The organism is Klenkia terrae (genome assembly GCF_900491935.1).
Lineage (GTDB): Bacteria > Actinomycetota > Actinomycetes > Mycobacteriales > Geodermatophilaceae > Klenkia > Klenkia terrae.
The window spans coordinates 2,472,320-2,494,371 of record NZ_UEXK01000004.1; the positions used below are offsets into that span (position 1 = coordinate 2,472,320).

Annotated in this window: 21 protein-coding genes; 12 read left to right on the forward strand and 9 right to left on the reverse strand. The window is 74.5% G+C overall.

Annotated features, from left to right (window positions below):
- Nucleotides 1-97 precede the first annotated feature (97 nt).
- From LFA75_RS12560 to LFA75_RS12570, 3 genes are read left to right on the forward strand one after another with little or no spacing between them, the layout of a single operon-like run.
- Nucleotides 98-1,348, forward strand: a complete 1,251-nt coding sequence (locus LFA75_RS12560; protein WP_225233970.1) for an ATP-grasp domain-containing protein — start codon at nucleotides 98-100, stop codon at nucleotides 1,346-1,348.
- A complete protein-coding gene (locus LFA75_RS12565; protein ID WP_225233971.1) occupies nucleotides 1,348-2,376 on the forward strand; it encodes a D-alanine--D-alanine ligase family protein in 1,029 nt (342 codons plus the stop codon). The genes LFA75_RS12560 and LFA75_RS12565 overlap by 1 nt, the downstream gene beginning before the upstream one ends.
- A gap of 35 nt (nucleotides 2,377-2,411) precedes the next feature.
- Nucleotides 2,412-2,729 carry a hypothetical protein gene (locus LFA75_RS12570; protein WP_225233972.1) on the forward strand — a complete coding sequence of 106 codons (318 nt, stop codon included), beginning with the start codon at nucleotides 2,412-2,414 and terminating at the stop codon, nucleotides 2,727-2,729.
- Nucleotides 2,730-2,868: 139 nt separating this feature from the next.
- On the opposite strand, the gene LFA75_RS12575 is transcribed toward LFA75_RS12570, so the two are convergent.
- The 8 genes from LFA75_RS12575 to LFA75_RS12610 all read right to left on the reverse strand — a co-directional run bounded on the left by LFA75_RS12575 (nucleotide 2,869) and on the right by LFA75_RS12610 (nucleotide 8,265).
- The gene (locus LFA75_RS12575) at nucleotides 2,869-3,042 is read right to left on the reverse strand and encodes a hypothetical protein (protein WP_225233973.1); all 174 of its coding nucleotides are present in this window, start codon (nucleotides 3,040-3,042) and stop codon (nucleotides 2,869-2,871) included.
- Nucleotides 3,043-3,131: 89 nt separating this feature from the next.
- The gene (locus LFA75_RS12580) at nucleotides 3,132-3,845 is read right to left on the reverse strand and encodes a response regulator (RefSeq protein WP_225233974.1); all 714 of its coding nucleotides are present in this window, start codon (nucleotides 3,843-3,845) and stop codon (nucleotides 3,132-3,134) included.
- Nucleotides 3,842-5,062 carry a sensor histidine kinase gene (locus LFA75_RS12585; RefSeq protein WP_225233975.1) on the reverse strand — a complete coding sequence of 407 codons (1,221 nt, stop codon included), beginning with the start codon at nucleotides 5,060-5,062 and terminating at the stop codon, nucleotides 3,842-3,844. Before LFA75_RS12585 ends, LFA75_RS12580 begins: the two co-directional genes overlap by 4 nt.
- Nucleotides 5,063-5,120: 58 nt before the next feature.
- Nucleotides 5,121-5,459, reverse strand: coding sequence for a winged helix-turn-helix transcriptional regulator (locus LFA75_RS12590; protein ID WP_225233976.1), 339 nt, complete (start codon nucleotides 5,457-5,459; stop codon nucleotides 5,121-5,123).
- A 65-nt stretch (nucleotides 5,460-5,524) separates the two neighbouring features.
- Nucleotides 5,525-6,217: an HAD-IA family hydrolase gene (locus tag LFA75_RS12595; RefSeq protein ID WP_225233977.1), complete on the reverse strand. Its 693-nt coding sequence runs from the start codon at nucleotides 6,215-6,217 to the stop codon at nucleotides 5,525-5,527.
- A gap of 106 nt (nucleotides 6,218-6,323) precedes the next feature.
- On the reverse strand, nucleotides 6,324-6,782 hold the full coding sequence (locus LFA75_RS12600) for a universal stress protein (protein ID WP_225233978.1): 459 nt from the start codon (nucleotides 6,780-6,782) through the stop codon (nucleotides 6,324-6,326).
- 24 nt (nucleotides 6,783-6,806) lie between these two features.
- Nucleotides 6,807-7,001, reverse strand: coding sequence for a hypothetical protein (locus tag LFA75_RS12605; RefSeq protein WP_225233979.1), 195 nt, complete (start codon nucleotides 6,999-7,001; stop codon nucleotides 6,807-6,809).
- Nucleotides 6,985-8,265: a Rieske 2Fe-2S domain-containing protein gene (locus LFA75_RS12610; protein WP_225233980.1), complete on the reverse strand. Its 1,281-nt coding sequence runs from the start codon at nucleotides 8,263-8,265 to the stop codon at nucleotides 6,985-6,987. The genes LFA75_RS12605 and LFA75_RS12610 overlap by 17 nt, the downstream gene beginning before the upstream one ends.
- Before the next feature lie 144 nt (nucleotides 8,266-8,409).
- Here LFA75_RS12610 and LFA75_RS12615 point away from each other — a divergent pair, with 144 nt between their 5' ends.
- Nucleotides 8,410-8,766, forward strand: coding sequence for a DUF485 domain-containing protein (locus tag LFA75_RS12615; protein ID WP_225233981.1), 357 nt, complete (start codon nucleotides 8,410-8,412; stop codon nucleotides 8,764-8,766).
- Nucleotides 8,763-10,388, forward strand: a complete 1,626-nt coding sequence (locus LFA75_RS12620; protein WP_225233982.1) for a solute symporter family protein — start codon at nucleotides 8,763-8,765, stop codon at nucleotides 10,386-10,388. The genes LFA75_RS12615 and LFA75_RS12620 overlap by 4 nt, the downstream gene beginning before the upstream one ends.
- 103 nt (nucleotides 10,389-10,491) lie before the next feature.
- Here LFA75_RS12620 and LFA75_RS12625 read toward each other — a convergent pair whose 3' ends face one another.
- Nucleotides 10,492-12,186 (reverse strand): AMP-binding protein, encoded by a 1,695-nt coding sequence (locus LFA75_RS12625; RefSeq protein WP_225233983.1) that lies wholly within the window; start codon nucleotides 12,184-12,186, stop codon nucleotides 10,492-10,494.
- A 182-nt stretch (nucleotides 12,187-12,368) separates the two neighbouring features.
- Here LFA75_RS12625 and LFA75_RS12630 point away from each other — a divergent pair, with 182 nt between their 5' ends.
- Genes LFA75_RS12630 through LFA75_RS12660 form a run of 7 tightly spaced genes read left to right on the forward strand, consistent with a single transcriptional unit; the run spans nucleotide 12,369 to nucleotide 22,051 of the window.
- Nucleotides 12,369-13,523 (forward strand): acyl-CoA dehydrogenase family protein, encoded by a 1,155-nt coding sequence (locus tag LFA75_RS12630; protein WP_225233984.1) that lies wholly within the window; start codon nucleotides 12,369-12,371, stop codon nucleotides 13,521-13,523.
- A gap of 10 nt (nucleotides 13,524-13,533) precedes the next feature.
- Nucleotides 13,534-15,129 (forward strand): AMP-binding protein, encoded by a 1,596-nt coding sequence (locus LFA75_RS12635; protein WP_225233985.1) that lies wholly within the window; start codon nucleotides 13,534-13,536, stop codon nucleotides 15,127-15,129.
- The gene (locus tag LFA75_RS12640) at nucleotides 15,126-16,757 is read left to right on the forward strand and encodes an acyl-CoA carboxylase subunit beta (RefSeq protein WP_225233986.1); all 1,632 of its coding nucleotides are present in this window, start codon (nucleotides 15,126-15,128) and stop codon (nucleotides 16,755-16,757) included. The genes LFA75_RS12635 and LFA75_RS12640 overlap by 4 nt, the downstream gene beginning before the upstream one ends.
- Nucleotides 16,758-16,762: 5 nt before the next feature.
- Complete coding sequence (locus LFA75_RS12645) at nucleotides 16,763-18,745, forward strand: ATP-binding protein (RefSeq protein WP_225233987.1); 1,983 nt, start codon at nucleotides 16,763-16,765, stop codon at nucleotides 18,743-18,745.
- The gene (locus tag LFA75_RS12650) at nucleotides 18,742-19,506 is read left to right on the forward strand and encodes an enoyl-CoA hydratase/isomerase family protein (protein WP_225233988.1); all 765 of its coding nucleotides are present in this window, start codon (nucleotides 18,742-18,744) and stop codon (nucleotides 19,504-19,506) included. The genes LFA75_RS12645 and LFA75_RS12650 overlap by 4 nt, the downstream gene beginning before the upstream one ends.
- Nucleotides 19,506-20,291 carry a TIGR03084 family metal-binding protein gene (locus LFA75_RS12655; protein ID WP_225233989.1) on the forward strand — a complete coding sequence of 262 codons (786 nt, stop codon included), beginning with the start codon at nucleotides 19,506-19,508 and terminating at the stop codon, nucleotides 20,289-20,291. Before LFA75_RS12650 ends, LFA75_RS12655 begins: the two co-directional genes overlap by 1 nt.
- The gene (locus tag LFA75_RS12660; RefSeq protein ID WP_225233990.1) at nucleotides 20,288-22,051 is read left to right on the forward strand and encodes an acyclic terpene utilization AtuA family protein; all 1,764 of its coding nucleotides are present in this window, start codon (nucleotides 20,288-20,290) and stop codon (nucleotides 22,049-22,051) included. Before LFA75_RS12655 ends, LFA75_RS12660 begins: the two co-directional genes overlap by 4 nt.
- The last annotated feature ends 1 nt before the right edge of the window (nucleotide 22,052 follow it).

A 22,052-nucleotide genomic window follows, 5' to 3' on the forward strand; every position in this document is an offset into this window, starting at 1 on the left:
GGCGCCCCCGCGGACCGCGGGCGGCGCGCCCGCCCGGCCGCGGCCCACGCCGTGGCGGTCGGTCGCCGCGCTGGCCGGGCTCGCGCTGACCCTGCCGGTGGACCTCGCGGTCACCGCGGTGGCGCTGGCCACCACCCGGGCACCGCGGCCGGCCCCGGCGGCGCAGCCGCGCACGGTGCTGATCAGCGGCGGCAAGATGACCAAGGCCCTCCAGCTGGCCCGGTCCTTCGCCGCCGCGGGGCACCGGGTCGTGCTGGTGGAGAAGGACACCTACCGGTTCACCGGGCACCGGTTCTCCCGGGCGGTGGACGCCTTCCACGTCGTCCCCGACCCGCGCGACCCCGGGTACGCCCAGGCCCTGCTGGACGTCGTCCGGACCGAGGGCGTGGACCTGTACGTGCCGGTCTGCTCCCCGGTGGCGTCGGAGTTCGACGCCGCGGCCGCCGACCTGCTGGCCGGGCACTGCGAGGTGCTCAGCCTGGACGCCGAGATGGTCCGCACGCTGGACGACAAGCACCGGTTCACCGAGCTCGCCGCCTCGCTGGGCCTCTCGGTCCCCGACACCCACCTGGTCACCGACCCGCAGCAGGTGCTCGACCACGACTTCACCGGGGCGACGAAGCCCTACGTGCTCAAGTCGATCGCCTACGACCCGGTGCACCGCCTGGACCTCACCCACCTGCCGCTGCCCACCCACGCGGCCACCGAGCGCTTCCTGGCCGGCAAGCCGATCAGCCCGGAGAACCCCTGGATCCTGCAGGAGTTCGTCACCGGCGAGGAGATCTGCACGCACTCCACCGCCCGGGACGGCGTGGTCACCGTCTGGTGCTGCTGCCCGTCCTCGGCCTTCCAGGTCAACTACGCGCAGGTCGACCGGCCGCGGGTCCGGGAGTGGGTGACCACGTTCGTCCGGGAGCTCGGGCTCACCGGCCAGGTCTCCTTCGACTTCCTGGTCGACGACGACGGCCGGCCCTACGCCATCGAGTGCAACCCGCGCACCCACTCGGCGATCACGATGTTCCACGACCACCCCGCCCGCCCGGGGCTGGCCGACGCCTACCTGGCCGCGCGGGACACCCCGCTCGAGCCGCTGCCGGGCAGCCGGCCCACCTACTGGCTCTACCACGAGCTGTGGCGGGCGCTGAGCGCACCGCGGACCGCGGCGGACCGCTGGCGGGTGGTCCGGGCGGGCAAGGAAGCCGTCTTCGACCGGGCCGACCCGCTGCCCTACCTCGTGCTGCACCACGTGCAGATCCCGCTGCTGCTGTGGGGGAACCTGCTCGCGGGGGGCGCCTGGCGCAAGATCGACTTCAACATCGGCAAGCTCGTGCAGCCGGCGGGCGACTGATGGCCCGGGTGCTGCACCTGGTCGGCTCGCCCACCACGACGTTCATGGACGACCTGTCCCGGCTGTACGCCGCGGACTGCCTGGCCAACGTGGGCGGGGAGCACGAGCACGTCGTGGCGCACGTGTCGCCCGACGGCTCGTGGCGGTTCCCGGCGTCGCTGGACGCGCTGGCCGACGCGGAGCCGCTGGCCCTGGGCCCGGCGCTGGCCCGGCTCACCGCGCTGGACGTCGACGTGGCGCTCCCGCAGATGTTCTGCATCCCCGGCATGACCTCCTACCGGGCCCTGCTCGACGTGCTCGGCATCCCCTTCGTCGGCAACCCGGCCGACGTCATGGCGCTGGGCGCGCACAAGGCCCGCGCCCGCGCGGTGGTCGCCGCGGCCGGCGTCCGCGTCCCGGCCGGCGAGGTGCTGACCCCGGGTGCGCAGCCGACGCTCGCCCCGCCGGTGGTGGTCAAGCCGGTGGACGCCGACAACTCCGCCGGGGTCTCCCTCGTCCGGTCGGCCGGGGAGTTCGCCGCCGCGCTGGCCACCGCCCGCGCGGAGTCCACCGACGTGCTGGTGGAGGCGTTCGTGCCGCTGGGCCGGGAGGTGCGCTGCGGCGTCGTCGTCCGGGACGGGGAGCTCGTGGCGCTGCCGCTGGAGGAGTACGGCTTCGCCGAGGGCGCCGCCGTCCGCACGGCCGCGGACAAGATCCAGCGGGCGGACGACGGCCGGCTGGGGCTCATGGCCAAGGACACGCCGACCGTGTGGATCGTCGACCCCGCCGACCCGGTCACCGCCGTGGTGCAGGAGGCGGCGCTGGCCTGCCACACCGCCCTGGGCTGCCGGGACTACTCGCTGTTCGACTTCCGGGTCGACCCCGACGGCGTCCCCTGGTTCCTCGAGGCCGGGCTCTACAACTCCTTCGCCCGGCAGAGCGTGGTCCCGACGATGGCCCGCGCGGCCGGGGTCGAGCTGCCCGAGCTGTTCGCCGCCGGGGTCGCCGCCGCACTGGCCCGTCGTCCGGGCGGGCCGGGCCGCTCGTAGGGTGTCGGGGTGCACCTCCACACCCCGCGACGCCGGTGAGGCCCTCGCTCCTCGGGATCTGGACGGCCGACGAGCTGGAGGTCGCGCTGGTCCGGACCGCCTGCGGCGACCCGCAGCTGGAGACCGCCCTGGACATGGCCGTCCACGACGGCCCCGGGGTCTTCGCGCTGCTGTCGGCCGGGCTGCTGCGGGTCCAGCCCGACGTCGACGAGCTCGGCGGCGGGCTGTGGGCCGAGGTCGAGTGGGCCGACGTCGAGGACGCCGTCATCACCGGCCGGCTGCGGGTGACCGGTGAGCAGCTGGGCGCCCTTCGCCGGGCCGCCCGCACCAGCGGGATGCTCCCCGGCACCTGACCGGCGGGTCCCCGGCACGGGCCCGGCGTGGATCAGGTGGGACGAGCAGTGTGCGTCCCCCGCCACCGACGTCGGGTAGGGAGGACGCACAGTCGTCGTCCCACCTGATCCACGCCGGGCGGGGCGGGCGGCGGTGCGGTCAGGTGCCGCCGCGGAGGGCGTCGACCGGCTCGATCCGGGCCGCGCGGCGGGCCGGGATGCCCCCGGCGAGCAGGCCGAGCACCACGCCCAGCAAGGTGCCGCCCAGTGCGATCCACGGGTCCACCACCGGCGTCCAGCCGCGCACCACCGAGATGCCCAGGACGGCGAACACGCCCACCGCGGCGCCGATCAGCCCGCCGAGCAGGCCGATGTCGGATTCGTGCGTTCTCGGATCCCCCGGCGGGCGGACCCGCAGGACGGTCAGCCCGCGGCGTCGCGGAGCAGGTCGCCGGGGTGCACGAGACCCGAGCGGAAGGCCAGCACGACGGCCTGCACCCGGTCCCGGCTGCCGGTCTTGGCCAGCACCCGGCCGACGTGGGTCTTCACCGTCGCCTCGCTGACGAACAGGCCGCGGGCGATCTCGGTGTTGGAGGCGCCGTAGGCCATCTGCACCAGCACCTCGGTCTCGCGCGGGGTGAGCTCGGCCAGGGCCGGGTCGGGCTGGCCGGGTGCGGTCGACGCACCGCCGCGCAGCATCGGGGCGACGTGCTGCAGCAGCCGGCGGGTGGAGCTGGCCGCGATCACCGAGTCGCCGGCGTGCACCGTGCGCAGCGCGGCCAGCATCTCCTCCGGGGCGGCGTCCTTGAGCAGGAATCCGCTGGCCCCGGCCCCGATGGCGGCCACCACGTACTCGTCGAGGTCGAACGTCGTGAGGACGACGACCCGGGGCGGGGCGGGCAGCGCGGTGACCTGCCGGGTGGCCTCGATCCCGTCGGTCCCGGGCATGCGGATGTCCATCAGGACGACGTCGGCGGCCGTGCGCCGGAGCAGCTCGACCGCCGCGGCGCCGTCCCCGGCCTCCCCGACGACGGTCAGGTCGGGCTGGGAGTCGATGACCATGCGGAAGCCGGCGCGGACCATCTGCTGGTCGTCCACGAGCACGACGCGGACCGGGCTCGACGGCGGGGTGGTCATCGCCGTCGACCGTAGGGCAGGACCGCGTGCACGCCGAACCCGCCGCCGTGCCGCGGCCCGACCGCCAGCCGTCCGCCGTGCAGCTGGGCCCGCTCCCGCATGCCGAGCACCCCCTGCCCGTCGCCGTCGGGGGCCAGCATCGCGGCCGCACCCCGGCCGTCGTCCAGCACGGAGACCTCCAGCGCCTCGGGCCGCCACTGCAGCCGGACCCACGCCCGGCTGGCCGGGCCGGCGTGCTTGAGCACGTTGGTCAGCGACTCCTGCACGATCCGGTAGGCGGCCAGCTGCGGGCCCGAGGGCAGGTCGACGGGCTCGCCGTCCTGGACCAGGTCGACGTCCAGCCCGCTGCGCCGCACGTCCTCGACCAGCGCACCGATGGCGGCGACGTCGGGCTGCGGGGCGAACTCCTGGGCGTCCCCCTCGCGCAGCACGCCCAGCAGCGAGCGCATGTCGGCCAGCGCCTGCCGGCCGGTGGCCGAGATCTGCTCCAGCGCGCCCACGGCGGCCTCGGGGTCGGCGCGGCCGGCGTACCGGCCGCCGTCGGCCTGGGCGATGACCACCGACAGGGAGTGGGCCACGACGTCGTGCATCTCGCGGGCGATCCGCGCCCGCTCGGTGGAGGCGGCCAGCCGCAGCTCCTGGTCGCGCTCGAGCTCCAGGAGCACCGCGCGCTCGCGCATCGCCGCCTCCCGCTGCAGGCGACCGCGCTTGACCAGGCCCATCGCCCAGCTGGCGACGACCAGCACACCGATCGCGCCGGCCACGAAGGCGAGCTGGAACGGGTCGATCCCGGTCGAGATCCAGACGCCCGAGTCGTCGCGGTAGTACGGGCCGTAGTAGCGCACCGTGGCCAGCACGGCCCCGAGCAGGCCGGTGGCCAGCCCGGCCCGCTCGGCCCAGCGCGGTGCGTAGGCGGCCAACGCGTAGACCATCGCCGGGGCAGCCACGTTCGCGGCGAGGAACTGGTCGGTGAGCAGGAGCTCGGCCAGCCCGGTGACCACCACGACGGCGGCGGCCGGGACCGGGGCCCGCCGCCGCCAGGCCAGCGGACCCAGCAGGCCCGCGGTCAGCAGCCAGTCCGCGGGTCCGTAGCTCGCGGTGGAGCCGAACAGCACGAGGAGGGCCAGCCCGAGCAGTGCCGCCAGGGCGATGTCGACCTCGAACGGCCGCGCGCGCAGCCGGTCGGCGAACCGGCTCAGCGGCGGGGCGGGCTCCACGGGTCCGACGGTAGGGAGTGCGCGGGGCGCCGTCGTCGCCCTGGGGGATGAGCCGGGGTCAGCCCGCAGGGGCAGGCTCGGCCTCGACGGCCCACTTCCGGCCCCACTGCTTCAGCGCCCCGATCACCGGCACCAGCTCCTGGCCGGCCTCGGTCAGGTGGTAGTCCGACCGGGGCGGGCTGTCGGAGTACGGCCGCCGCTCCAGGACGCCGGCGGCGACCAGGTCCTTGAGTCGGGCGGCCAGCCGGTCCCGGGGGGCACCGGTGCCGGCGAGGATGTCGGAGAACCGGTGCGCGCCCAGGTGGATCTCGCGGACGGCGAGCAGCGCCCACCGGTCGCCGACCACCTCGAGGGCAGCGGCGGCGGGGCAGGGACGCCCGGGGAGCTGCGACAGCACGACCACACCGACAAGGTTTGCACGTCCAACCGACCCACCGCCACCGCGGTGGGCCGGCCGGCCGGTCAGGCGAGGGTGACGGTGATCCCGGCCGGGGTGCTGCTGAACCGGACGTGCCCGAGGTCGGGCGCGTAGGCGTCGGCCTCCAGCTCGCTGTGGTGGTGGGTTGCGCCCACGGCGAGGGTCGCGCAGCCGGCGGCCCGCCCGGCGGCCAGCCCGGCCGGGGCGTCCTCGACGACCAGGCAGCGGTGCGGGTCGACGCCGATCCGGTGCGCGGCCAGCAGGAACGGGTCCGGGGAGGGCTTGCCGTTGGCGATGTCGTCGACGCAGACCACCTCGCGCGGCGGGCGCATGCCGGAGGCGGCCAGCCGGGCGGCGAGCAGCGGGCCGGTGCAGGAGGTTACGACGGCGACCCGGTTGGCCGGCAGCGCGCCGAAGGCCTCGACCACGCCGGGGAGCACCTCGATGCCCTCGCCGGCCGCGGCGACCTCGAGCTCGTGGATGCGGGCCAGCGCGGAGACCTGTCGGTCCTCGGCGACCAGCTCGGCCACGATCCGGGACGCCGGCAGGCCGCCGAGCGCGCCGAGCGCGGCGGGGTCGACGCCCAGCTCGTCGGCCCAGGTGCGCCAGGCCGCCAGCGAGCTGCCCATCGAGTCGATGAGCGTGCCGTCCATGTCGAACAGGACGCCGTCGAAGGTGCGACCGGTCAGCGCGTCGATGTCGAGGAAGGCGCCGGGGGGCGCGGAGATGTGTTGCACGGGATCAATGGTCGCACCACCGACCTGTGCGTCGGTGTCCGAGCGGGGGCGTGGGGATGACCAAGGGTTGACAGGATGTACCGGACCGATTCGTACCGTTGACCGGTCAGGGGACGACGGTGACCGGCCAGCGCCCGGCCCGCACCAGCCGGACGGCGATCGAGCCGACCCACCGGTGACCGGCCTGCTCGGAGGTGCCGACCACCACGGCGTCGGCCAGGAGCTCGTCGGCGACCCGGGTGATCTCCACCGCCGGGTCCCCGGCGGCCACCACGTACTCCACCGGGATGCCCACGTGCGCGGCACCGCGGTCCACCAGCGCCCTCACCTCGTCGGCGATCTCGCCGGCCGTGCCCGACGCGACCGCCGCCGACCCGGGCACCAGTCCGGCCAGCGGGGTGAACGGCGAGCGCACGTGCACGACCACCAGGCGGGAGTGCTGCCGGCGGGCGAGACCGGCGGCGTACGCGGCGGCCCGCAGGGACGGGTCGGAGCCGTCGACGCCGACCAGCACGACCTTCGGTCCGTCGGTGCCGCGCTCGAAGACCCCCTCGACGCCTGCCACGCCCCGATCCTGCCCCCAGGACCGCTACCGGGTGCGGGTGCCCCCGCCGGGTCGGCGGCTGCCCGGGTCCGCCGACCGCCGGCCGGCCGACGTCGTGCGGGACGCGGGTCCGGCGTCCAGCCCGTGGTCCAGCGAGAGGCGGACCAGCACCGGCGGGTCCCAGCGCGCCTCGCCGTCGGGCAGTGCCTCGGGTCGGGTGGGTTCAGGCAGCGGCCACATCGGTGTCCTCCTCGGTCGTGCGCACGGTGGTGTCCTGGACGGTGGTGGATCCCTCGGCCCGTCGGGCGGCGACCAGGAAGTCGGCCAGCACCCGGCGCAGCGCGACCCCGGGGGCGTCGGTCGCGACGTGCACCTCCTCGCGGAGGGTCAGCGGCAACCCGGCGGTGCCCGTCCAGCGCCGGTCGGTGACGACGTCGGCCAGCTCGGCGCCCAGCCGGTCGACCTCGGCGGCCAGCGCCGCCCGCGACGCCGGTGCGGCGGCGCCCTGGACGAAGGCGCCGAGGTGGATCCGGGTGGCGTCGGCGTCCTCGGGCTGGACCAGCAGCACCGCCCAGCGGACCGACCCGTCCGGGAGGTCCTCCCGCCGGACCAGCTGCAACGGGGCGCCCAGCTGCACGGACACCGCGGCGTCGGCGTCCGTCCAGCGGGCGGTGAACCCGCCCCGGCCGGTGGTGACAGCCGGCACGGAGGGCACCCGTCCACCGCGGGCGGGGTCGAGGAAGGCGTCGACGACCACCGCGGCCGGGGCGCTGGTGCGCACCGGGGACAGCCAGCGGGAGCGGATGCCCGGGGCGGAGGGGACCTCCACCTCCTCGCCGACCGGCCGGTCCGGTGCCAGCCAGACCACCCCGAGGTGCTCGCGCACCCCCCAGGCGGCGGGCCCGGCGTCCAGCCGGCCCTCCCGGCGCTCGACGGTCCAGGTGCGGCCGAGCAGGCGGACGGCGAGCCAGCCGCCGTCGTCCAGCTGGTCCGCCAGGGCTACGGGGTGCCAGGCGTGGGCGAGCGCCGGCTCCAGGTTGCCCACCACCGGACCGGCCGGGGCGGGCAGCTCGGGCACCGGTTCGGCGGTGGTCGCGGCCGCCGCCCGCGGCGGGCGGTGGTGCAGGGTGCGGTCGGGGGCGATCCAGACCCAGCCGTCGCGCTCCTCGACCGCCCACGGCGCCGACAGGTCGGCCCGCGGTGGCGGTGCGGCGTCGGGGCCGAGGGCGGGGATGTCCCGGCAGCGGCCGTCGGCGGTGAACCGCCAGCCGTGCCGCGAGCACTGCAGCAGGCCATCGACGACGGTCCCGTCCGTCAGCGGGGCCAGCCGGTGCGGGCAGCGCGGGGACAGCGCGGTGACCTCCCCGCCGGGCCGCAGCCGGACGACGACCCACGGCCGGTCCCCGGCGCCCACCGCGACCGGGGCGGTGCCGACGTCGGCGGACCGGGCGACCGGGAACCAGCCGGTGCCGCCGGGGGAGGGGGGAGTCCTCGAGAGGGCCATGACCCAGTGGACCGCCTCCGCGTTCCCGTCGCGTTGCCCGCACATCACGAGTTCGGGTCGATCCGGGCAGGACCGGTCCTACGCCGGTGCCCGATCGCTAGTGTCGGCGATCACACAGCGGATCCACAGTGAGGTGCCACCCCCGTGACCGAACCCGAACGCCGCCTGCTGACCCCCGAGGAGTACCGGCAGGCCCAGGACTCCCCGGAGTTCACCGAGCTCAAGCGCCGCTTCCGGCGCTTCGCCGTCCCGATGACCGTGGCCTTCCTGGCCTGGTACCTGCTCTTCGTCCTGCTCTCCACCTACGCGGTGGACCTGATGAACACCCACGTGTTCGGCAACGTCAACCTCGGCGTCCTGCTCGGCCTGGGCCAGTTCGTGACGACGTTCCTCATCACCCAGCTCTACGTCGCGTACTCCGCGAAGAACACCGACCCGATCGCCGACGAGATGCGCGGCCGGCTCGAGGCCCACGAGTACCGCGCGGAGGGCCAGCAGTGACCATCGGGAACCCCGCCGTCAACATCTCGATCTTCGGCGTCTTCGTCCTCATCACGCTGGTCATCACCTTCCGGGCCAGCCGCAGCAACGCCAGCGCGGCGGACTACTACGCGGCCGGCCGCAACATCTCCGGCACCCAGAACGGCCTGGCCATCGCCGGGGACTACCTGTCGGCCGCCTCGTTCCTGGGCATCGCCGGCGCCATCGCGGTCTACGGCTACGACGGCTTCCTGTACTCGATCGGCTTCCTGGTCGCCTGGCTGGTGGCGCTGCTGCTGGTCGCCGAGCTGCTGCGCAACACCGCCCGGTTCACCATGGCCGACGTCCTGGCCTTCCGGATGCGGCAGGGCCCGGTCCGGACGGCGGCGGCGCTGTCGACGCTGGCCGTCTCGTTGTTCTACCTGCTGGCCCAGATGGCCGGCGCCGGTGGTCTGGTCACCCTGCTGCTGGGGATCAGCGGTGCCGGGGCGCAGGCCGCCACGGTGGTCGTGGTCGGCGCGCTGATGATCTTCTACGTGCTGGTCGGCGGCATGCGCGGCACCACCTACGTGCAGCTGATCAAGGCCACGCTGCTGATCATCGGCGCGTTCGTCATGACGATCTGGGTGCTGGGCAAGTACGGGTTCAACCTGTCCTCGCTGCTCGGCGGGGCCGCCGACACCGCGGCCCAGCAGGCCACCCCGCGCGACGTGCTCTCCCCGATGGGCCAGTACGGCGCCACCGGGACCTCCAAGCTCGACTTCGTCTCCCTCGGGCTCGCGCTCGTGCTGGGGACGGCAGGCCTGCCGCACGTGCTCATGCGCTTCTACACGGTGCCGACGGCCAAGGACGCCCGGAAGTCCGTGGTCTGGGCGATCTGGCTGATCGGGTTCTTCTACCTGTTCAGCCTGGTCATCGGCTACGGCGCCGGTGCCCTGGTCGGGGCCGACGAGATCCTCGCCGCCCCCGGTGCGGTCAACTCCGCGGCCCCGCTGCTGGCCTTCGAGCTGGGCGGCACCGTGCTGCTGGGCATCATCGCCGGCGTCGCGTTCGCCACCATCCTGGCCGTCGTGGCCGGGCTGACGATCACCGCGTCGGCGTCCTTCGCGCACGACATCTACAACTCGGTGATCAAGAAGGGGACCGCGAGCGGCACCCAGGAGGTCCGGGTCGCCCGGATCACCTCCTGCGTCATCGGTGCCGTCGCCATCGGGCTGGGCATCCTGGCGCTGCAGGCCGGGCTGAACATCGCCTTCCTGGTGGCGCTGGCCTTCGCCGTCGCGGCCTCGGCGAACCTGCCGACGATCCTCTACACGCTGTTCTGGAAGCGGTTCACCACCCAGGGCGCGCTGTGGTCGATCTACGGCGGGCTGATCTCCTGCCTGGTGCTGATCCTGTTCTCCCCGGTGGTCTCGGGCGCGCCGGTCAACCCGTTGACCGGCAAGTCCACGTCGCTCATCCAGGACGTCGACTTCTCCTGGTTCCCGCTGAACAACCCGGGCCTGGTGTCGATCCCGCTGGCGTTCTTCCTCGGCTGGCTCGGCACCATGCTGAGCAAGGAGAAGCCGGACGTCGACAAGTACGCCGAGCTCGAGGTGCGCAGCCTGACCGGCATCGGCGCCGAGAAGGCCACCCCGCACTAGAAGGACCCTCTCGCCCCCCGACCCACGCTCCGCCCGGCCCGGGACCCTGCGAGAGGGCCGGTACAGCAGGGCCCGACGTCCTCGGACGCCGGGCCCTGCTGCGTCAGCGGGGGGCTGCGGACAGGTCGGCCGCGGCGTCGTCGTAGAGGTCGGACATCGCCTGGCGGAGCTTGTACTTGAGCACCTTGCCGCCGACGGTCTCCGGCAGCGCCTCGCTGAAGAGCACCGCCTTGGGCGTCTCGAAGCCCGCCAGCCGGGTGCGGCACCAGTCGACCAGCTCGGTCTCGGTGATCGTCGCCCCGGGCGCGCGGACGACGACCGCGGTCACCGCCTCGCCCCACCGGTCGTGCCGCAGCCCGACGACGGCGGCCTTGGTGACCTGCGGGTGCTCGTGCAGCAGGGCCTCGACCCGGATGCTGGACACGTTCTCCCCGCCGCTCTTGATGATGTCCTTGTAGCGGTCGACCATGATCCGCAGGCCGTCCTCGTCCACCACGCAGCTGTCGCCGGAGTGGAACCAGCCGTACCGGAAGGCCTCCTCGGTGGCGGCCCGGTCCCGGTAGTAGCCCGCCGTGACGGCCGGCGATCGGTAGACCGCCTCGCCGGGGACGCCGGGGGCGTCCATCAACGAGCTGCCGTCGACGTCCATCACGATCGAGGCCAGCAGCGGGTTGGGGATCCCGACGTAGTTGAGCGATGTCCCGGCCGCGGCGACCTTCGCCTCCTCGGTGGCCGGCCAGAACCGGTGGCAGCTGATCGCCTCCGTCTGGCCGAAGATGCCCATCAGCGACAGGTCGCCCCCGCAGCTGGACCGCAGGGACGCCGTCACGCCGGCCTCGACCGCCCCCCAGCCGTAGACCAGGACGCGCAGCGAGCTGGGTGGGCCGGAGCCCACCGCGGCCGCGAGCTCGGCCGCGAACGCCTTGACCAGCTGGGGTGAGCCACCCCAGATCGAGGTCGCCCGCTCGCGCTGCACGGCGGCCGCCATCTCGGCCGGGACGGGCCGCCGGCCGATGACCAGGCGGCCCCCGGCCAGGAACACCGACAGGGACAGGCACTGGTCGGCCACGTGGTAGACGATCGGCAGGAAGGCGACCTGCACCAGGTCGGCCTCCAGGGCGAGACCGCGGGTCAGGGACACGGCGAAGGAGTAGGCACCGAAGTACGCGTAGTGGTGCGACAGCATCACGCCCTTGGGCAGGGCCGTGGTCCCCGAGGTGAAGAGGATCTCCCAGATGTCGTCGCCGTGGACGGTGGCACCGGCGTCGGTGGTCGGCTGACCGGCGACGAAGTCGGCGAAGGAGACGCTGCCGGCGGCCGGACCGCCGCCGATGGTGATCGTCACGTCGACCGCCAGCCCCTGCTCGGCGAACGCCGGCTGCACGTGCGCCCAGAGCTCGGCGTCGACGACGGCGAAGCGCGGCTGGGCCAGCTCGACCAACCGGCTGACGACGTCGGGGGCCAGGGACGGGTTCAGCGGCACCGACACCAGCCCGGCCCGGGCCGCGCCGAGCTTGGTCAGGTAGGCCTCGACGGAGTTCTCGCAGACCAGCAGCACCCGGTCGCCGCGCTGCAGGCCCGCCGCCAGCAGGCCGTTGGCCACCTGCTCCACGACCGTCGCCGCCTGCCGGTAGGTCAGCCGCTCGTACCCCGGGTCGCCGAACGCGCCCGCCCAGCCGGTGATCGCCACCCGGTCGGGCCGGCTGTGGGGCAGCCGCTCGAGCACGTCGCCCACGCTGGTCCGGTTCCACCGGTCGTCGGCCCGGCGGTCGTACAGGCTGTCCACGTCGATGACCACGCGCGCTCCTCGTCCCGCGCCGGCGTCGTCGCGCGGCGTCGTTGGGAGTGAACCGTCGACCACTGGAGGGGCTGCCGTCAAGCCCCGGATGTGAGCTGGGTCGCCGCAGGCGGTGGTGCAGGCGACCACACCGCGCTACGGTGGCGGTGTTAGTGAACCGTCGATCACATCGGAGTGGCCACGTGGAGTTCGCCGAGAAGCCGGAGCTGCAGGCCCTGCGCGAGACCGTGGGGCAGATCGCCGCCCGCTACGGCAGCACCTACTACGTGGAGCGCGCTGCGAAGCACGAGCCGCTCACCGAGCTCTGGGCGGACCTGGCCAAGGCCGGCTTCATCGGGATCAACGTGCCCGAGGAGTACGGCGGCGGGGGCGGCGGCCTGGTCGAGCTGGCGATCGTCTGCGAGGAGATCGCCGCCCAGGGCTGCCCGATGCTGCTGCTCCTGGTGTCCGCGGCCATCTCGGCCGAGGTCATCACCCGGTTCGGCGACGACGAGCAGAAGCAGCGCTGGCTGCCCGGCCTGGCCGACGGCACGTCCAAGGTGGTCTTCGCGATCACCGAGCCCGGCGCCGGATCCAACAGCCACCAGCTCGCCACCAGCGCCCGCCGCGACGGCGACGACTGGCTGATCTCGGGCACGAAGTACTACATCTCCGGCGTCGACGAGGCGCAGGCGCTCATGGTGGTGGCCCGCACCGGCACCGACGAGGTGACCGGCAAGGCGCAGATGTCGCTGTTCCTGGTGCCCACCGACGCCCCGGGGCTGGTGGCCCAGCCGTTGCCGGTGGACGCGATGCTGCCCGAGCGGCAGTTCACCCTGTTCTTCGACGACGTCCGGGTCGGCCCGGAGATGGTGGTCGGCGAGGTGGGGGCCGGGTTCGCGCAGGTGTTCCACGGGCTCAACCCCGAGCGGATCACCGGTGCGGCCCTCTGCGTGGGCATCGCGCGGTTCGCGCTGGCCAAGGCTGCGGACTACGCCAACCAGCGCACCGTCTGGAAGGCCCCGATCGGCAGCCACCAGGGCGTGTCCCACCCCCTCGCCAAGGCCGCCATCGAGACCGAGCTGGCCGCGCTGATGACCCGCAAGGCCGCCTGGGCGCACGACTCCGGCGTCCCGGCGGGGGAGGCCTCGAACATGGCCAAGTACGCCGCCGCCGAGGCCGCGCTCGGGGCCGTGGACGCCGCGATCCAGACCCACGGCGGCAACGGTCTGTCCACCGAGTACGGCCTGGTGCCCTACTGGGGGCTGGCCCGGTTGCTGCGGATCGCCCCGGTGAACCGGGAGATGGTCCTCAACTTCGTCGCCCAGCACACCCTCGGCCTGCCCCGCTCGTACTGAGGAGCCCGCGATGCCCACCCCCCTGCAGGACAACCTGGTGCACCGGGTCAACGTCGGCGACACCCTCACCCGCACCGCCGACCGGCTGCCGGACAAGGTCGCGGTCGTCGACGGGGACCGGCGGATCACCTACCGCGAGCTGGACGACTGGACCGACCGGCTGGCCCGCGGGCTGGTCGACCGCGGCTACGCCCCCGGCGACTCGCTGGCCCTGGCCTCGGGCAACAGCGCCGAGTTCCTCGCCGTCTACTACGCCTGCGCCAAGGCCGGCGTCGTCTGCGTGCCGCTCAACCTGGGCTGGCGCCCCGACGAGGCGGGCTACGTCCTCGGGCACGCCGGCGTCCGCGGGGTCGTGGTCGAGACCCAGCTCGCCGACTGGGTGGGTCAGGCCCTCGACGGTCTGGACGGCGTCACCGACGTCGTCGTCGCCCCCGGCACGGGAGGACCGGTGCCGGAGACCCTCGCCGGGCGGACCACCGTGACGACGGCCGCGTTCGAGGGCGCCGCCGGTCCGGTCGAGGAGCTGGTCGAGGACCGGGCGCCGGTCACCTACCTCTACACGTCGGGCACGACGTCGGCGCCCAAGGGCGTGGTGGGCAACCACGTGGCCGTCGTCGTGGAGTCGCTGACCATGGCGCTGGAGGCGCGCTGGACCGACGACGACCGGTTCGTCGCGATGATGCCGATGTTCCACACCGCCCAGCTCAACTGCTTCTGCACCCCCGCGGTGATCCTGGGCGCGACGCTGGTCGTGCACCGCGGCTTCGACGCCGACCGGCTGCTGGACACCATCGAGTCCGAGCGGATCACCCAGGTGTTCGGGCTGCCGATGATGCTCCGGGCCCTCACCGAGCGCCCCGACATCGCCGACCGCGACCTGTCCACGCTGCGCCGGGCCTGCTACGCGATGGCGCCGATGCCCGAGTCGCAGCTGCGCCGGGCGATCGAGGTCCTCGGCTGCGAGCTCTTCCTGCTCTTCGGGCAGACCGAGATGAGCCCCACCACCACCCTCTTCCGGCCCGAGCACCAGCTCACCCACGCCGGCGCGGTCGGCACCCCCACCGTCAGCGTCCGGGTGGCGCTGATGGGCCCGGACGGCGAGCGGGTGGCCCCCGGCGAGGAGGGCGAGATCGTCTACCGCAGCCCGCAGGCGCTCACCGGCTACCTGCACGACGAGGCCGCCACCGAGGCCGCGTTCGCCGGGGGCTGGTTCCACTCCGGGGACATCGGCCGCTTCGACGACGACGGTGTGCTCTGGTTCGCCGACCGCTCCAAGGACGTGATCAAGACCGGCGGGGAGAACGTCGCCTCGATCGAGGTGGAGAGGGCGCTGTACGCCGCGGACCCCCGGATCGCCGAGGTCGTCGCCGTCGGCCTGCCGCACGAGCGCTGGACCGAGGCGATCACCGCCGTGGTCGTCGCCCAGCCCGGGGCGGTCATCGACGAGGCCGAGCTGCTCGCCGCCGTCCGCACCCGGCTGGACGGCTACAAGGTGCCCAAGGCCGTCGTCGTGCTGCCCGACCTGCCCCGGACCTCCACCGGGAAGGTGCAGAAGAACGTGCTCCGCCAGCGGCTGGCCGACCACTACGCCGAGGGGACCCGATGACCGCCGTCACCGACCCGCGGGTCACCGAGGGCACGGTCCTGTCCTCCCGGCTGGACACCCGGGGCGAGCAGTACCGGACCAACCGGACCGCCTCCCTCGCCGTGCTGGACCAGCTGGAGGAGCAGCTGGACCTGGCCCGCGCCGGGGGTGGCGAGCGGTACGCAGCCCGGCACCGCGACCGCGGCCGGCTGCTGGCCCGGGAGCGGATCGAGCTGCTGCTGGACCGGGACGCGGCCTTCCTGGAGCTGTCCGCGCTGGCGGCCTGGGGCACCGCGTTCACCGTCGGGGCCAGCATCGTCACCGGCATCGGCGTCGTCTCCGGCGTGGAGTGCGTGCTCATCGCGCACGACCCCACGGTCCGCGGCGGGGCGATGAACCCGGTCTCGCTGAAGAAGACGCTGCGCGCGCTGGAGATCGCCCGGCGCAACCGGCTGCCGGTGGTCAACCTGGTCGAGTCCGGCGGGGCCGACCTGCCCAGCCAGGCCGACCTGTTCGTCAACGCCGGGCAGATCTTCCACGACCTCACCGAGCTGTCCGCGATGGGCGTGCCGACCATCGCGCTGGTCTTCGGCAACTCCACCGCCGGCGGCGCCTACGTGCCCGGCATGTGCGACTACTCGGTGCTGGTCGACCGGCAGGCCAAGGTCTTCCTCGGTGGCCCGCCGCTGGTCAAGATGGCCACCGGCGAGGACGCCGACGACGAGGAGCTCGGCGGCGCCGCGATGCACGCCCGGGTCTCCGGCGTGGCCGACCACTTCGCCGTGGACGAGCGGGACGCGATCCGGCTGGGCCGTCGCATCCTGTCCGAGCTGAACTGGCGCAAGCAGGGTCCCGGCGCCTCGCTGCCGGCCGACGAGCCGCGGTACGACCCCGACGAGCTGCTGGGCATCGCCCCGGCCGACATCCGGGTGCCCTTCGACCCCCGCGAGGTGCTCGCCCGGGTCGTCGACGGCAGCCGGTTCGGTGAGTACAAGCCGGAGTACGGGACCAGCCTGGTCACCGGGTTCGCCTCGGTGCACGGCTTCCCGGTCGGCGTGCTCGCCAACGCCCGCGGCGTGCTGTTCAGCGAGGAGGCCAAGAAGGCCGCGGAGTTCATCCAGCTGGCCAACCAGGTCGACACCCCGCTGGTCTTCCTGCAGAACACCACCGGCTTCATGGTCGGGAAGTCCTACGAGCAGGGCGGGATCATCAAGGACGGCGCGAAGATGATCAACGCCGTCACCAACTCGACGGTCCCGCACATCACGATCAACACGGCCGCGTCCTTCGGTGCCGGCAACTACGGGATGAGCGGACGGGCCTACGACCCCCGGCTGATGTTCGCCTGGGCCGGCGCCAAGCTGGCCGTGATGGGCGCCGCCCAGCTGGCCGGGGTCATGTCCATCGTCGGCAAGGCGTCGGCCGCGGCGTCCGGGCGGCCCTTCGACCAGGCCGCCGACGACGAGCGACGACGGGGGATCGAGGCCCAGATCGAGGCCGAGTCGCACTCCTTCTTCGTCACCTCCCGGATCTACGACGACGGCCTGCTCGACCCGCGGGACACCCGCACCGTCCTGGGCATCGCCCTGTCCGCCGCCCACTCGGGCCCGATCGAGGGACGCCACGGCTACGGCGTCTTCCGGATGTGAGCGCGATGCCGAACCGTCCGCCGATCACCAAGCTGCTCGTGGCCAACCGCGGGGAGATCGCGCTGCGGGTCATGCGCACCGCCCGCGAGATGGACGTCGCCACCGTCGCGGTCTTCTCCGACCCCGACGCCGACGCCCCGTTCGTGCACGCCGCCGACGAGGCCGTCCGGCTGCCGGGGGCGAGCCCGGCCGACACCTACCTGCGCGGGGACCTGGTCATCGCCGCGGCGCTGGCCACCGGCGCCCAGGCGGTGCACCCCGGCTACGGGTTCCTGTCCGAGAACGCCGGGTTCGCCCGGGACTGCGCGGCCGCCGGTCTGGTCTTCGTCGGCCCGACCCCCGAGGCGATCGACGCGATGGGCTCCAAGACCGCGGCCAAGGAGCTGATGGCCGCCGCGGGGGTGCCGGTGCTGCCCGGCGTCGTCGTGGGCGAGGACGTCACCGACCTGCCCGCGCAGGCCGCCGGCATCGGCTACCCGGTGCTGGTCAAGGCCGCGTTCGGCGGGGGTGGCCGGGGCATGCGGATCGTCGCCGGCCCGGACGAGCTCCTGGACGCCGTCGACAGCGCCCGCCGGGAGGCGGTCTCGGCGTTCGGCGACGGGACGGTGTTCCTGGAGCGCTACGTCGAGCGGCCCCGGCACGTCGAGGTCCAGGTCGTCGGGGACACCCACGGCACGGTGGTGCACCTGTTCGAGCGCGAGTGCTCGATCCAGCGCCGCTACCAGAAGGTGCTGGAGGAGGCGCCGTCCCCGGCGGTGGACGACGCGCTGCGCGCCCAGCTGGGCGCGGCCGCGATCGCCGCCGCCCAGGCCATCGGGTACGTCGGCGCGGGCACGGTCGAGTTCGTGCTCGCCCCCGACGGCGACTTCTTCTTCCTCGAGGTCAACACCCGGCTGCAGGTCGAGCACCCGGTGACGGAGCTGGTGACCGGCCTGGACCTGGTCCGGGTCCAGCTGCAGGTCGCCGAGGGGCTACCGCTGCCCCCGGAGGTGCTCGACGCCCGGGTCACCGGGCACGCGATCGAGGCCCGGCTCAACGCCGAGGACGTCCCGGCCGGGTACCTGCCGGTCACCGGCACCGTGCACCGGTTCGCCGTCCCCGCCCTGCCCGGGGTCCGGGTCGACAGCGGCGTTGCCGACGGCTCGGTGGTCGGCGTGCACTACGACTCGATGCTGGCCAAGGTGATCGCGCACGGCGCCACCCGGGACGAGGCCTGCCGCCGGCTGGCCCGCGCGCTGGCCGAGACCCGGGTGCACGGCCTCACCACCAACCGGGACCTGCTGGTCGCCGTGCTGCGCGAGCCCGAGTTCCGGGCCGGCGAGATCGACACCGGCTACCTGGGCCGGCACCCCGAGCTGACGTCCCCTGCCGTGGACGCCGACGTCCTCGCCCGGCACGCCGCGGCCGCGGTGCTGGCCGACCAGGCGGCCCGCCGGGACGCCGCCCGGGTGCAGCGCCCGGTGCCCACCGGCTGGCGGAACGTGCCCAGCGGCGACCAGGTCGCGGTCCTCGCGCACGGGGACGACGAGCTGGAGGTCCGCTACCGGCGCACCCGGGACGGCTGGCGGGTGGCGGTCGGGGACACCCGGCTCGCCGTCGAGGCGGTGGACGCGACACCGGAGCGGGTCGTGCTCACCGTGGACGGGGTCCGCCGGTCGCTGGCCGTGCACCGGGTCGGGGACGACGTCTTCGTGGACGGGCCGGGCGGCTCGACGTCGTTCACCGAGCGGCCGCGCTTCCCTGAGCCGGGCAGCCAGGCCGGGGAGGGGTCGCTGCTGGCACCCATGCCCGGCACCGTCGTCCGGGTCGCGGTGGCCGAGGGCGAGTCCGTGACCGCGGGGCAGACCGTGCTGGTGCTGGAGGCGATGAAGATGGAGCACGTGGTGGCCGCACCCACCGACGGCGTGGTCGGCGAGCTGCAGGCCGTCGTCGGCGACACCGTGGACACCGGAGCCGTGCTGGCCGTCGTGACGGCGGTGGAGGCATGAGCGGGGTGGTCACCTACGAGGTGGTGCGCCGGGTCGCCTGGCTGACCATCGACCGGCCCGAGGCCCGCAACGCGCTGTCCGCCGAGGTCCGCCGCCTGCTGACCGAGGGCTTCGAGCGGTTCGCCGCCGACGAGGACGCCGCGGTCCTGGTGCTCACCGGCACCGGGGACAAGGCGTTCTGCGCCGGCGGCGACCTGCGGGAGATGGCCGACACGGCGCTGACCGTGCCGCCGCCGGACTTCGTGCCCCAGCCCGGCCGGACCATCGAGCTCACCAAGCCGGTGGTCGCCGCGGTGAACGGGATCGCCTACGGCGGGGGGTTCCTGCTGGCCCAGCAGTGCGACCTGGTGCTGGCCGCCGAGCACGCCCGGTTCGCCGTCAGCGAGGCCAAGGTCGGCCGTGGGGCGCCGTGGGCCGCGCCGCTGTCCTGGCTGGTGCCGCCGCGGGTCGCCATGCAGCTGCTGGTCACCGGTGACCCGATCTCCGCCCAGCGGGCCAGGGAGGTCGGCCTGGTCAACGAGGTCCACCCCGCCGCGGAGCTGCACGACGCCGCACAGGCGCTGGGGGAGCGGATCGCGGCCAACGCGCCGCTGTCGGTCGCCGCGGCCAAGCAGACCGTGCGGCTGATGGCGGCCGACCGGTTCGCCGAGGCCTACGCCGCGGCGGAGGCCCTGTGGGGCCCGGTCTACCTCTCCGCGGACGCCCAGGAGGGCCCGGCCGCGTTCCGGGACAAGCGCACCCCGGTCTGGACCGGCCGCTGATGGCCGCCGACATGGCCGCGTTGACCGCGGACCTGGCCGCCGAGTCCGCCGACCTGGACCGGGTGCTGGCCGCCCTGCCGGACGACGCCTGGTCCACCGCCACCCCGGCCGCCGGCTGGTCGGTCGCCGACCAGGTGGTGCACCTGGCCCACTTCGACGAGACCGCCACCGCGGCCGCCGTCGACCCCGACCGGTTCCGCGCCGAGGCCGCGGCGCTGATGGCGCACGGCGACGACTTCACCGAGGTGGTGGCCCGGGCCAACCGCGGCCGGTCGCCCGCGGACCTGCTGGGCTGGCTGCGCTCGGCGCGGGCGGAGTACCTGCGGGTCTTCGCCGCCCTGGAGCCCGGGACGACGCTGCCCTGGTACGGCCCGCCGATGAGCGCGGCCTCCTCGGTGACCGCCCGGCTGATGGAGACCTGGGCGCACGGCCAGGACGTCGTCGACGCCGTCGGTGCCCGCCGCGAGCCCACGTCACGGCTGCGGAACGTCGCGCACCTCGGCGTCGCCACCCGCGGCTGGAGCTCCCGGGTGCACGGCGAGGAGCCGTCGTCCGTACCGGTCCGGGTCGAGCTCACCGCCCCCGACGGCACCGTCTGGACCTGGGGCCCGGACGACGCCGCCGACCGGGTCACCGGACCGGCGCTGGACTTCTGCCTCCTCGTCACCCAGCGCCGGCACCGCGCCGACCTCGACCTGACCGCCACCGGCCCGGTCGCCGACCACTGGCTGGACCTCGCGCAGGCCTTCGCCGGCCCGCCCGGCCCCGGGAGGGCACCCGCATGACCGCGCCCCGCCGACCCGTCCGGATCGCCAACTGCTCCGGCTTCTACGGCGACCGGCTCGCCGCCGCCCGGGAGATGGTCGAGGGCGGGCCGATCGACGTCCTCACCGGGGACTACCTGGCCGAGCTGACCATGCTCATCCTCTACAAGGCCCGGCAGAAGGACCCCGACGCCGGCTTCGCCCGTACCTTCCTCGGCCAGCTCGAGGAGGTGCTGGGCACCTGCCTGGACCGCGGCATCAAGGTGGTCAGCAACGCCGGCGGGCTGAACCCGGCCGGCCTGACCACCCAGATCGGCGCGCTCGCCGAGCGGCTCGGGCTGCACCCGAGGGTCGCGTACGTGCACGGCGACGACCTGCTGCCGCGGCTGCCGCAACTGCTGGCCGACGGCGTGGACCTGGCGCACCTGGACACCGGGCAGCGGCTGGCCGAGGCCGGGGTCGACCCGGTCTCGGCGAACGCCTACCTCGGCGGCTGGGGCATCGCCGAGGCGCTCACCGCCGGGGCGGACGTCGTGGTCACCGGCCGGGTGACCGACGCATCGGTCGTCGTCGGGCCGGCGGCGTGGTGGCACGGCTGGTCGCGCACCGACTGGGACGCCCTGGCGGGTGCGGTGGCCGCAGGCCACGTCGTCGAGTGCGGTCCGCAGGCGTGCGGGGGCAACTACGCATTCCTCGAGGAGGTCGTGGACCGCCGGTACCCGGGGTTCCCGATCGCCGAGGTCGCCGCCGACGGGTCCAGCGTGATCACCAAGCACGCCGACACCGGTGGGCTGGTCTCGGTCGGCACGGTCACCGCCCAGCTGCTCTACGAGATCGACTCCCCGGTCTACGCCAACCCCGACGTCGTCGCCGACTTCGGCACCTGCGAGCTGACCCAGCAGGGGCCGGACCGGGTGCTGATCTCGGGCACCCGCGGGTCGGCGCCCTCGGACCAGCTGAAGGTCGCGCTGAACCACCTGGGGGGCTACCGCAACACCATGACCCTGGTGCTGACCGGTCTGGACCTGGCGGAGAAGGCGGCCTGGGCCGAGGCCGAGCTGTTCGGCATCCTCGGCGGCCGGGACTCCTTCGCCGACACCGACGTCTCCCTGCTCCGCTTCGACACCCCCGATGCGCCGACCAACGTGCAGGCCACCGCCCACCTGCGGATCACGGTCAAGGACGGCGACCGGCAGAAGGTCGGCCGGCGGTTCTCCGACGCCACCATGCAACTGGCCCTGGGCGGCTACGCCGGCTTCCACACCACCACGCCGCCGACCTCGGAGAGCGCCTACGGCGTCTACTGGCCGGCGCTGGTGCCCCGTGACCTCGTCGAGCACGTCGTCGTGCTCCCCGACGGCGGGTCCCGCGTCGTCGAGCACCCGCCCGCGGGGCCGCCGTCGGCGCCGGCGGAGGTCCCCGTGCCCGGCTGGTCCGCCGACGGCCCCACCGAGCGGGTGCCGCTGGGCCGGCTGGTCGGGGCGCGGTCCGGGGACAAGGGCGGCAACGCCAACGTCGGCCTCTGGGCCCGCGACGACGAGACCTGGGCCTGGCTGGCCGCGACGATGACCGTCGAGCGGTTCCGGGAGCTGCTGCCCGAGGCCGAGGGGCTCGCCGTCCGCCGGTTCGAGCTGCCGCACCTGCGCGCGCTCAACCTGGTCGTCGTCGGGCTGCTCGGCGAGGGCGTGGCCTCGGCGACCCGACCGGACCCGCAGGCCAAGGGCCTGGGGGAGTACCTGCGGTCCCGGACGCTCGAGGTGCCGGTCAGACTGCTGCGGTGAC